Origin of the sequence: Methylobacterium sp. WL103, assembly GCF_008039885.1 — a bacterium.
GTDB classification, from domain to species: domain Bacteria; phylum Pseudomonadota; class Alphaproteobacteria; order Rhizobiales; family Beijerinckiaceae; genus Methylobacterium; species Methylobacterium cerastii.
This window is the reverse complement of sequence record NZ_VRUX01000095.1, coordinates 1-11,027: the sequence shown is the minus strand read 5'-3', so window position 1 is coordinate 11,027 and position 11,027 is coordinate 1. Positions and strand designations below refer to the sequence as shown.

General features: G+C 68.3%; 13 protein-coding genes and 1 pseudogene. 11 read left to right on the top strand and 3 right to left on the bottom strand.

Going from position 1 to position 11,027, the window contains the following annotated elements; translation table 11 throughout:
• Nucleotides 1-279 (top strand): annotated as a pseudogene (locus FV222_RS08695) (hypothetical protein); the annotation flags it as partial.
• A gap of 9 nt (nt 280-288) precedes the next feature.
• Here FV222_RS08695 and fdhD read toward each other — a convergent pair.
• Complete coding sequence (fdhD, locus tag FV222_RS08690) at nt 289-1,134, bottom strand: formate dehydrogenase accessory sulfurtransferase FdhD (protein ID WP_147763340.1); 846 nt, start codon at nt 1,132-1,134, stop codon at nt 289-291.
• 329 nt (nt 1,135-1,463) lie between these two features.
• Here fdhD and coxB point away from each other — a divergent pair, with 329 nt between their 5' ends.
• The 9 genes from coxB to FV222_RS08645 all read left to right on the top strand — a co-directional run bounded on the left by coxB (nt 1,464) and on the right by FV222_RS08645 (nt 8,872).
• On the top strand, nt 1,464-2,300 hold the full coding sequence (gene coxB, locus FV222_RS08685; RefSeq protein ID WP_147750900.1) for a cytochrome c oxidase subunit II: 837 nt from the start codon (nt 1,464-1,466) through the stop codon (nt 2,298-2,300).
• Nucleotides 2,301-2,376: 76 nt separating this feature from the next.
• Nucleotides 2,377-4,005, top strand: coding sequence for a cytochrome c oxidase subunit I (gene ctaD / locus FV222_RS08680; protein ID WP_147750901.1), 1,629 nt, complete (start codon nt 2,377-2,379; stop codon nt 4,003-4,005).
• 328 nt (nt 4,006-4,333) lie between these two features.
• A complete protein-coding gene (locus tag FV222_RS08675; RefSeq protein ID WP_147763357.1) occupies nt 4,334-5,278 on the top strand; it encodes a heme o synthase in 945 nt (314 codons plus the stop codon).
• The gene (locus FV222_RS08670) at nt 5,278-5,457 is read left to right on the top strand and encodes a hypothetical protein (protein WP_147725195.1); all 180 of its coding nucleotides are present in this window, start codon (nt 5,278-5,280) and stop codon (nt 5,455-5,457) included. Before FV222_RS08675 ends, FV222_RS08670 begins: the two co-directional genes overlap by 1 nt.
• Nucleotide 5,458: 1 nt before the next feature.
• Nucleotides 5,459-6,061 carry a cytochrome c oxidase assembly protein gene (locus FV222_RS08665; protein ID WP_147763342.1) on the top strand — a complete coding sequence of 201 codons (603 nt, stop codon included), beginning with the start codon at nt 5,459-5,461 and terminating at the stop codon, nt 6,059-6,061.
• 185 nt (nt 6,062-6,246) lie between these two features.
• Complete coding sequence (locus FV222_RS08660; RefSeq protein ID WP_147750903.1) at nt 6,247-7,104, top strand: cytochrome c oxidase subunit 3; 858 nt, start codon at nt 6,247-6,249, stop codon at nt 7,102-7,104.
• A gap of 154 nt (nt 7,105-7,258) precedes the next feature.
• Entirely contained in the window at nt 7,259-7,630 is a 372-nt protein-coding gene (locus tag FV222_RS08655; protein WP_147750904.1) for a DUF983 domain-containing protein, read from the top strand.
• On the top strand, nt 7,627-8,394 hold the full coding sequence (locus FV222_RS08650; RefSeq protein WP_147763343.1) for an SURF1 family protein: 768 nt from the start codon (nt 7,627-7,629) through the stop codon (nt 8,392-8,394). The genes FV222_RS08655 and FV222_RS08650 overlap by 4 nt, the downstream gene beginning before the upstream one ends.
• Before the next feature lie 64 nt (nt 8,395-8,458).
• A complete protein-coding gene (locus FV222_RS08645) occupies nt 8,459-8,872 on the top strand; it encodes a DUF4864 domain-containing protein (protein ID WP_147750906.1) in 414 nt (137 codons plus the stop codon).
• 229 nt (nt 8,873-9,101) lie between these two features.
• Here the strand turns inward: FV222_RS08645 and FV222_RS08640 are convergent, their stop codons facing one another.
• Together FV222_RS08640 and FV222_RS08635 are read right to left on the bottom strand one after the other, a co-directional pair.
• Nucleotides 9,102-9,380 (bottom strand): type II toxin-antitoxin system RelE/ParE family toxin, encoded by a 279-nt coding sequence (locus FV222_RS08640; RefSeq protein WP_147763344.1) that lies wholly within the window; start codon nt 9,378-9,380, stop codon nt 9,102-9,104.
• Nucleotides 9,377-9,604 (bottom strand): hypothetical protein, encoded by a 228-nt coding sequence (locus FV222_RS08635; RefSeq protein WP_147750908.1) that lies wholly within the window; start codon nt 9,602-9,604, stop codon nt 9,377-9,379. Before FV222_RS08635 ends, FV222_RS08640 begins: the two co-directional genes overlap by 4 nt.
• Nucleotides 9,605-9,791: 187 nt before the next feature.
• Here FV222_RS08635 and thrC point away from each other — a divergent pair.
• On the top strand, nt 9,792-11,027 hold a 1,236-nt coding region (gene thrC / locus FV222_RS08630; protein WP_147813847.1), incomplete at its 3' end, for a threonine synthase.

The following is an 11,027-nucleotide window of genomic DNA, read 5'->3' as shown; positions in this document are numbered from 1 at the left end:
CCGCCGAAGGCGGCCGCGCCTGCCGTCATCGCGACGCCCGCAGCGGTTCAGCCGCCCGCGGACGGCACGGTGGCGAAATCCCCAGAGACCAAGGCTTCCGAGACCAAGGCTTCCGAGACCAAGGCTTCCGAGACCAAGGCGGCGGAAGCAAAGCCCCCCGCTGCGAAGGCGGCCGAGCAGACTTGGCAGAACCCGCCCGAGACCAAGCGCAACGTCCGCGTCATCGGCGGCGCGACCCTGGTGCCGGGTGCGCCCGACAAGGATGCGCAGACCCCGTAACCTGAAGCCTCAAGCTACCCAGGCGCCCAGGCGCTCGTCCCCGCAGAAGACCGTGAACGAATCGGCGCGGGCGATGGCGCAGAGCGTCATGCGGTGGAGGCGGGCCCGGTCGATGGCGAGCGAGGTCGGCGCCGAGATCGCGACCAGGACCGACGCGCCGAAATGCGCCGCCTTCTCGACCATCTCGAACGAGCAGCGGCTGGTGATCACCAGGAAACCTTCGGCCGGGTCGGTGCCTGCGCGGATCAGCGCGCCGATCAGCTTGTCAAGGGCGTTGTGCCGGCCGACATCTTCCCGCACAGCCACGAGGCTGCCGTCGAGACCTGCCCAGGCCGCCGCATGCACCGCGCGCGTCTCGCGCCCGAGCGCCTGGGCGTCACCGAGGTCGGACAGAGCGCGCGCGATCGCCTCCGGCCGGACGCTCACGGCGGTGGACGCGTCGCGCGTCTCCGCCCGCGGCAGGGCGGCGAGGTCCTCGATCCCGCAGACGCCGCAGCCGGTGCGCCCGCTGATCGCGCGCTTGCGGGCGAGGTGCTCGCGCAGCCGGCCCGGCGCGAGGTCCACCAGCAACCGTAGCCCGCCCTCGCCCCGCTCGACCGCGGCGCCGCGGATCTCGTCGGCCGAGGCGACGATGCCCTCGGTGAGGCTGAAGCCGTAGGCGAAATCCTCGAGATCGGCGGGCGTCGCCATCATCACCGCGTAGGGCACGCTTCCGTAGACGAGGTTGACCGGCATCTCGACGGCGAGCGCACGCTCGCCCTCGCGCGGCTCCGGCGCGGCGTAGGCGACGACGCGCGTCGCCACCCGCACCGCCGTCTCCGGTCTGCTCCGCCCGGTCCGCATTCCGTCCGCCATTCCGCTGGTCCCGCCGATCGCCCCCGCATCCGCCTCATAGCAGGCGGCGACCCGGACCGCGCCTGCGGCGATGCTGCCCCCGCCTCATGAATGCTTCCGGCCCCTGCGGCGATGCTTTCGGTGGTGCTGCGGCGCATCCGGAAAGCGTGCGATGCGACGCTTGTGCGGTTGCACCTTGCACGACCTTGTGGTCTGACACCGCGATCGGATACCCGGGCATCGCGCCGACAGGGCGTCCAACTCCGCCGGACGACACCGCGGGCCTCGTACAAGCAAGACGCGGGCGGTCGACGGAGCGTAACGTGACCAAGGGGAGCCACGAGAGGCACATGCGGACGGCGCAGACGAAACACCGCTCCAAGAGGGGGCTCGCCGCGTTCGGCGCGTTGCTCCTGACGTCGTCGCAGGCCCTGGCCGCCGGCATCGGCCAGCCCGAGCCCTGGCAGATGACCCGCCAGGTTCCGGTCACCGAGAACGCGCGCGACATCCTCCAGTTCGAGTCGTGGGTGCACTGGCTCTCGCTCGCGATCTGCGTGTTCGTGCTCGGACTGATCCTGTGGTGCATCTACCGCTTCAGCGAGAAGCGGAACCCGACGCCCTCGAAGACCACCCACAACACCCTGATCGAGGTGGCCTGGACGATCGTCCCGGTGCTGATCCTCGTCGCCGTCGCAATCCCCTCGTTCCGCCTGTTGCGCGTTCAGCTCTCGGATCCGAAGTCCGACGTGATGATCAAGGTGACCGGCCACGCCTGGTACTGGTCCTACGAGTACCCCGCAGACCAGGGCGGCGGCTTCTCGTTCGATGCCAACATCGACGAGGACAAGCAGCCGCGCCTGCTCCAGGCCGACAACGAGATGGTCGTGCCGGTGAACAAGATCGTGAAGATCCAGGTCACCGCCGCCGACGTGATGCACTCGTGGGCGATGCCGTCCTTCGGCTTCAAGATCGACGCCGTGCCGGGCCGCCTCAACCAGTTCTGGTTCAAGGCCGACCGCGAGGGCACGTATCACGGCCAGTGCTCCGAGCTCTGCGGCCAGCGCCACGCCTACATGCCGATTGTCGTGCGCGTCGTGAACGACGAGGCCTACGCGGCCTGGCTCGGCGAGGCGAAGACCAAGTACGCCCGCATCGACGACGGGTCCAAGTTCGCCGACGCCCGATAGAGGGCGCGCCTCGGGCCAGCACCGCGCCGGCCCGACCCACCGAGATCTCGAGAGACACGCACAAGGCTCAGCTCAGATGGCAACCGCCGCAGCGCATGCAGGGGCCCACGAGGCCCACGACCACAAACCTTCCTTCTTCGCCCGCTGGTTCCTCTCCACGAACCACAAGGATATCGGCACGCTCTACCTGCTGTTCGCGTTCTGCGCGGGCATGATCGGCGCGTTCCTATCCTTCGGCATCCGGATGGAGATGGAGGCGCCCGGTCTCCAGTACTTTTCCAATCCGCAGACCTACAACGTGTTCGTGACCGGCCACGGCCTCATCATGGTGTTCTTCATGGTGATGCCGGCCCTGATCGGCGGGTTCGGCAACTGGTTCGTCCCGCTGATGATCGGCGCGCCGGACATGGCCTTCCCGCGCATGAACAACGTCTCGTTCTGGCTGACGGTGGCGGGCTTCTGCAGCCTGATCTGCTCGCTGTTCGTCGAGGGCGCGCCCGGCGCGTCCGGCGCCGGCACCGGCTGGACCGTGTACCCGCCGCTCTCGACCGCGGGCCACCCCGGCCCGGCCGTCGATTTCGCGATCTTCGCGCTGCACCTGTCCGGCGCCGGCTCGATCCTCGGGGCGATCAACTTCATCACCACGATCCTGAACATGCGCGCCCCCGGCATGACGCTGCACAAGATGCCGCTCTTCGCCTGGGCCGAGCTCGTCACCGCCTTCCTGCTGCTGCTGTCGCTCCCGGTCCTCGCCGGCGCGATCACCATGCTGCTCACCGACCGCAACTTCGGCACCACCTTCTTCGACCCGGCCGGCGGCGGCGATCCGATCCTGTACCAGCACCTGTTCTGGTTCTTCGGTCACCCCGAAGTGTACATCATGATCCTGCCGGCCTTCGGCATCGTCTCGCACATCATCGCCACGTTCTCGCGCAAGCCCGTCTTCGGCTACCTCGCGATGGCTTACGCGATGGTCGCGATCGGCGTCGTCGGCTTCGTCGTGTGGGCGCACCACATGTATACGGTGGGCCTGTCGCTGCAGACGCAATCGTACTTCGTCTTCGCCACCATGGTCATCGCGGTGCCCACCGGCGTGAAGATCTTCTCCTGGATCGCGACGATGTGGGGCGGCTCGATCCGCTTCACCGCGGCGATGCACTGGGCGGTGGGCTTCATCTTCCTGTTCACGGTCGGCGGCGTCACCGGCGTCGTGCTCGCGAACTCGGCTGTCGACAAGTACCTGCACGACACCTACTACGTCGTCGCGCACTTCCACTACGTGCTCTCGCTCGGCGCCGTGTTCATCATCTTCGCGGGTATCTACTACTGGTTCCCGAAGATGACCGGCCACATCATCCCCGAGTGGGCCGGAAAGCTGCACTTCTGGCTGGCCTTCATCGGCGCGAACGTCCTGTTCTTCCCGATGCACTTCCTCGGTCTCGCCGGCATGCCGCGTCGTTACGCCGACTACCCGGAGGCCTTCGCCGGCTGGCACAAGGTCTCGACCTACGGCGGCCACATCTTCGGCCTCGGCATGATGGTGTTCGTCATCGGCGTAATCCTCGCCTTCCGCTCGAAGGAGCGGGCTGCGGACAACCCCTGGGGTCCCGGTGCGACCACGTTGGAGTGGACGCTGTCCTCGCCGCCGCCCTTCCACCAGTTCGAGACGCTGCCCCGCATCGTCGACGAGCCGGGCCACCACTGATCGGAAGCGTTTTCGAGTGAGGTGGAATCCGGCTCACGTGAAGAAAACGCGACCAACTGGAAACGAAGTGGGTTTCGCGTAAGCGGAATCGACGACCATCGCGGGGGCTGCGCTTGCAGCCCCCGCCCTTCCCCGGACCCTTCCCGCGAAGGGTCCCGGCAAGGGCGGTGCGACGGTCCCGTCTGAGCGAAGCTCGGCGGGATCCCCCCTTTTCCGGGTGAGCCTTGCCCGGACGTTTGGACCTGTTCCGGTTCGCGTCTACCCGCGGCGGAACGAGCGCTCCCGCCGCGCGGGCTTGAGTGCGAAAAGCAGAATGGTTGCGGTGTCCATGACCACCCTGTCGAACAGCATGCCCGTCGGAGTGCCGCCGGTCCCCGTCGTCGGCGGCGACGTGCCGGACTATTTCGCTCTCCTGAAGCCGCGGGTGATGGTGCTGGTGATCTTCACCGCGCTGGTCGGCATGGTCGTGTCGCACGGCCACGTCCCGCCGGCCGTGGCCGTGATCTCGCTGCTGATGATCGCGATCGGCGCGGGCGCGTCGGGCTGTCTCAACATGTGGTGGGACGCCGACATCGACGCGATCATGACGCGCACCGCCAAGCGCCCGATCCCCGACGGCCGCATCCAGCCGAACGAGGCCCTGGCCTTCGGCCTAGTGCTCTCGGTCGGCTCGGTGATGGTACTCGGGCTCGCCGCCAACTGGCTCTCGGCGGGCCTGCTCGCCTTCACCATCGTGTTCTACGCGGTGATCTACTCGATGTGGCTGAAGCGGGCGACCGCGCAGAACATCGTCATCGGCGGTGCGGCCGGCGCCCTCCCCCCGGTGATCGGCCAGGCGGTCGTCAGCGGTTCGGTCGGCATCGAGTCGCTGGTCCTGTTCGCGATCATCTTCATCTGGACGCCGCCGCACTTCTGGGCGCTCGCCCTGGTGAAGGCTGGTGAGTACGCCAAGGCCGGCATCCCGATGATGCCGAACACCGCCGGCCCGACCTCGACCCGCCGCCAGATCATCTACTACACGCTGCTGCTCGCGCCGCTCGGCCTCGTGCCGGTCTGGATCGGCTTTGCCGGCCTGCTCTACGCGGTGGTCGCCGTGGTCGGCGGCCTCGGGATGCTCGCCTTCAGCGTGCAGGTCTACCGCAACCGCGAGGGCGAGGCGGAGAAGAAGGCCGCGATGGGGATGTTCGGCTTCTCGATCCTCTACCTGTTCGTGCTATTCTCGGCGCTGCTCGCCGAGCAGAGCCTCGGCCTGTTCCGCCCGGTCTTCGCCTGATGGAATACGATCCGCACGGCTTCCCCAAGATCGAGATGCGCCCCCTCACCCCCGAGGAGGAGGCGCGCCGACGCAAGCGTTCGATCGCGATCGCCCTGGCGCTCGGCGCCATGGTGCTGCTGTTCTTCGTCCTGACGATCGCCAAGCTCGGACCGCAAATCCTGAACCGGCCGCTGTAGAATGAGCATGCCGAACCCGAACCGGACGATGCTGCGCACCGCCTTCGCATGCGCGGGCATGGCTGTCGGCATGATCGGCCTCGCCTTCGCGTCGGTGCCGCTCTACGACGCTTTCTGTAAGGCGACCGGCTACGACGGCACGCCGCGCCAAGGGCCGGCGCTCACTGCCGGCGTTTCGACCGACGACAGCATGGTCGTACACTTCGACACCAACGTGTCGGCCTCGCTGCCGTGGCGGTTCAAGGCGGAATCGCGTCGCGTCGAGGCGCGACTCGGCGAGACCAAGACGGTGTTCTTCCAGGTGAAGAACACCGGCGCGACGCCCTCCACCGGCGTCGCCACCTTCAACGTCCAACCCGGCCTGATGGGCAGCTACTTCGTCAAGATCGAGTGCTTCTGCTTCAAGGAGCAGACGCTGCAGCCGGGCGAGACCCTGGACGTGCCGGTGGTGTTCTACATCGACCCCGAAGTGCGCAAGGATTCGAACACGGCGCACCTTTCGGAGATGACGCTGTCCTACACCTACTTCGCGTCGAAGAACGGTGAGCCGATTCCGGCGTCAGTCGCCGCCACGGGCACCACCGGCACGAAGCGCGACTTCTGACTGCGCGCGGATTTCCGGGCGCACCCGGTTTTCCCCACGCGGGAAGCGTGACAACACGCGCCCGCCTCCGCTAAGGGTGCGGGCAGACCGGACGGGTCGAACGGCCCGAATTCGGCGTATTAGAGTACACGGACCGCGAGCCGGCGACGGCGCAGGACCGACGGGGTCGAGGAGAGACGGGTAAGATGGCCGAGGCGCACGCCAAGAATCACGACTTCCACATCCTTGCACCGAGCCCTTGGCCGCTCATCGGCGCCTTCTCCGGCTTCGTGATGGCCTTCGGCGCCGTGTTCTGGATGAAGAGCCTGCAGATCGGCACGCTCACCCCGGGCCCCTACATCTTCGGCGCCGGCACGCTCGGCGTGCTCTACACCATGTTCTCGTGGTGGAAGGACGTGGTCCACGAGGCCAACCACGGCGACCACACACGCGTGGTGCAGCTTCACCACCGCTACGGCATGATAATGTTCATCGCCTCCGAGGTGATGTTCTTCGTCGCTTGGTTCTGGGCCTACTTCGAGGCGGCGCTCTACACCGCCGACCCGATCCAGGCTTCCCGCGTCGGCTTCACCGGCGGCGTCTGGCCGCCGAAGGGCATCGAGGCCTTCGACCCCTGGCACCTGCCGCTGCTCAACACGCTGATCCTGCTCACCTCGGGCACGACGGTGACCTGGGCACACCACGCCCTGCTGCACGACGATCGCAAGGGTCTGAAGTACGGCCTGTGGCTCACCGTCATCCTCGGCGTGCTGTTCACCGCGTGCCAGGCCTACGAGTACGGCCACGCGCATTTCGGCTTCGCCGGCAGCATCTACTCCTCGACCTTCTTCATGGCGACGGGCTTCCACGGTGCGCACGTCCTCATCGGCACGATCTTCCTCGGGATCTGCCTGTACCGCGCCTATCTCGGCCAGTTCACGGTCAAGCAGCACCTCGGCTTCGAGTTCGCCGCCTGGTATTGGCACTTCGTCGACGTGGTGTGGCTGTTCCTGTTTGCCGCCATCTACGTCTGGGGTTCGGGCGCCGGCCACGCGGCCCACTGACCGCGACCGGGCCTCGATCCCCTGTGACGCAGGGCGGGATTGCGTGGAAGGGCGGCTCAGGCCGCCCTTTTTCGTATCCAAGACCCCATATCGTGGTGGAGGCCGACGTATCGTTCGTCGCCGGGGGGCCTCACCTCATGCAAGGAACCTGAGCTTGGCCCGGACCTACACGCCACAAGCCCCGATCTCGACCGGCCTGCGGGGCCGCTGCCCCCGCTGTGGCGAAGGCCACCTGTTCAAGGGCTTCCTCACCGTCGCCCCCTCCTGCGAAGCCTGCGGCCTCGATTATGGGATGTTCGATTCCGGCGACGGCCCGGCCTTCTTTGTGATGTCGATCGTCGGCATCTTCGTGGTCGGCCTCGCCCTTTGGATGGAGATCACCTACCAGCCGCCGATGTGGGTCCACGGCCTCGTGGCGGGATCGCTCTCCGTAGGCTTGAGCCTCCTTCTGGTACGCCCGCTGAAGGGCATGCTCCTCGCCCTGCAATATGCGAACAAGGCCGAGCAGGGGCGCTTCGAGCCGTGACCGCGGCCGAGACCGCCCCGCGCACGCGCCCCGGCGCGATCCGCGATCTGTTCCCCCCGGCGCTCGCGACGCTGATCGCCCTGGCGATCCTGCTCGGGCTCGGCGTGTGGCAGCTCGAGCGCAAGGGCGAGAAGGAGGCGCTGATCGCCCGCATCGTCTCGCGCTCGCAGGCCGAACCGGTGACGACGCCCGCCGACTGGAACCCCACGCGCGACGAGTTCGAGCACGTCCGCGTCGCCGGGCGCTTCCTCAACGACCGCGAGACCCTGGTGCACGGGCTCGCGGCCGGTGAGACGCCGGGCCGGGCGCTGCAGGGCTACTACGTGATCACGCCGTTCCGGCGCGACGACGGCGCGATCGTGCTGGTCAACCGCGGCTTCGTGCCGACCGAGCTGAAGGACCAGGCCGACCGTCGCGACGGGCTGGTCGAAGGCGAGACCACCATCGTCGGCCTGCTGCGCGGAAGCGAGCCGAGGACGATGTTCGTGCCGGCGCCGGACCCCGTGCGCAACGAGTGGTTCAACCGCGACGTGCCCGGCATCGCCGCCGCGCGCGGGTTCCCGGACGCCACGCCCTACCTGATCGAGGTCGACGCCACCCCCGGGAGCAAGACCTGGCCGCGCGGCGGGCAGCTCCGGGTCGACCTGCCGAACAACCACCTGCAATACGCCTTCACTTGGTTCGGCATCGCCGCCTGCCTGCTCGGTGTCTTTTCCGTTTTCGCCTGGAAGCGCCTGCACGAGCTCGAGCCGCCTGCCGCCTGAGTCGCACTTGCGGCGGCGGTGAGGCCGGCTACACTCGCCCCGTTCGATGGCGGAGTGGTCCCCGATGCGCTGCTGGCTCGCCTTGTTCCTCGCCTTCGCACTGACGCCGGCGCACGCGGCCGACGACGGCGCGCGTGACGCAGCGCGTGCGACCATCACGCGCCAGGCCGAAGCGCTGGTGCGCGACGACGCCACCACCGCCTACGCTCAGGCGGCGCCGTCGATCCAGGGCATGTTCCCGACCGCGGACGTGTTCCTCGGCATGGTCCGCAACAGCTACCGCCCGGTCTACCGCCACCGCAGCTTCGTCTTCGGCAAGCTGCTCGACCTCGGCGACGGCGCCCTGTCGCAGGACGTGGCGATCCAGGACGAGGACGGCATCGATTGGACCGCCGTCTACAGCCTCGAGCGCGGCGCGGACGGCCAATGGCGCATCAGCGGCTGCCGGCTGATGAAGGCCGAGGGCACGAACGCCTGAACGGCGACGGCCTGCGTAGAGCCCTCGATCCTGCAGGGCGCTTGCAGAAGGCACGACACCGTCATTCCGGGTCGCCATAGGCGAGCCTGGAATCCAGAACCGCCGATGGTGGAAAGTCCTGCTCGACCTGTGGTTCTGGATCCAGGGCTCCGCTGCGCGGCTCCGGGATGACGCAGTGGTGCCAGTGAGTTTCCGAACGGCGAATCGCCGTCTGCGATCCTCCCTCGGTTCAGGCGAGAGGCCGCCGAGCCGTGTGGCGGACGCCGAGGATGACGATCTCGTCGTCCCCGATGCGGTCGGCGACGGCATAGGAATAGGGCCGCACGACCATCCGCCGCCCCCCTGGGCGAGCCGTCGCGGCGCCGGCCTGGGGTTGTTGCTGCAACACATCGATCACGGCGCGGATACGTTCCTGCACGTTGTGCGCGCCGGTCGGATGCTGCTCGCCGATCGTCGTCAGGATGCGGTCGAGCTGACGTGCGGCTGGAAGGGTGAAACGCAGCCTCACAGGCCGTGCTTGGCCCAGATGGCGCGCACCTCGGCATCCGTGGCGAACTCGGGGCGGTCGGCGGCCCGCTCGGATTCGTCCAGTCCCGCAGTTTCCTCAGGCGTGAACCGATAAACGGCCGTGTCGTCGCCGACGAAGGCCAGCACCACCCGCGCGACCTCGTCCTGCATCTCGGGGGAAAGCCCGCGCGCGGTGGCCACCGCCTTTTCAAGGAGATCCGTCATGCTCGCACGATGGCCGGAATCGGCGGACGGCAAAAGCGGAATCGATGGCGTCGCCACAGGCTCGGTCGGCCATCGCGAGCGCGATCCTTCTCAGGCGGCCGCGAAAGCCGAGGGCGATCTGTGGCCGACCCCGTTTCGACAGGCCCGAACCGATCGTGTAGAGGGGGCGCCTTCCCCGGAGGCCCCCGTGCTGCACGTCTCGACCCGCGGATCCGCCGCGCCGCTCTCGTTTTCCGATGCCCTGCTCGCCGGGCTCGCCCGCGACGGCGGGCTCTACGTGCCCGAGGCGTGGCCGACGATCACGAAACCGGAAATCGCGGGGCTCGCGGGCAAGCGCTACGCCGACGCCGCCAAGCTGGTGCTGCGCCCCCTGATCGACGGCGAGATCGCCGACGCCGACCTCGATCGGATGATCGAGGAGGCCTACGCCACCTTCCGCCACCCGGCGATCTGCCCGCTGACCCAGCTCGACGACAACCTGTTCCTGCTCGAGCTCTTCCACGGCCCGACGCTCGCGTTCAAGGACGTGGCGATGCAGCTGCTCGGGCGCCTGATGGACCACGTGCTCCGCGCCCGCGGCAGCCGCGCCACCATCGTCGGCGCGACTTCGGGCGACACCGGCAGCGCCGCGGTCGAAGCCTTCGGCGGGCTCGACCAGGTCGACGTCTTCATCCTGTTCCCGCACGGCCGCGTGTCGGAGGTGCAGCGTCGACAGATGACCTCGGTCGACGCGCCCAACGTCCACGCGCTCGCGGTCGACGGCAACTTCGACGACTGCCAGAACATGGTGAAGGCCATGTTCCAGCACGGCGACTTCGCCGACGCGGTGAAGCTCTCGGGCGTGAACTCGATCAACTGGGCCCGGGTCGCGGCGCAGGCGGTGTACTACTTCACCAGCGCGGTGGCGCTCGGCGCGCCGCACCGCAAGGTGTCGTTTTCGGTGCCGACGGGCAATTTCGGCGACGTGCTGGCGGGCTGGGTCGCCAAGCGCATGGGGCTGCCGATCGAGCGCCTGATGATCGGCACCAACGCCAACGACATCCTGGCGCGCACCCTGGAGCACGGCGCCTACGAGCTGCGCGGCGTCCACGCGACCACCTCGCCCTCGATGGACATCCAGATCTCCTCGAACTTCGAGCGGCTTCTGTTCGAGGCGCTCGGCCGCGACGCGTCCGCCCTCGGCCGGCTGATGGCGGGCCTGAAGCAGTCCGGCGGCTTCACCCTCGACGACGCGGTGCTCTCTGCGGTGCGGGCGGAGTTCGACGCCACCGCCGTGTCCGAGCCCGACGTGATGGACGAGATCGCCCAGACCCATGCTGCCACCGGCATGGTGCTCGACCCCCACAGCGCCATCGGCGTACGCGCCGCCCGCCGCCTGCTGAAGCGGGACCCGGCGACGCCGGTCGTCGCGCTGGCCACGGCG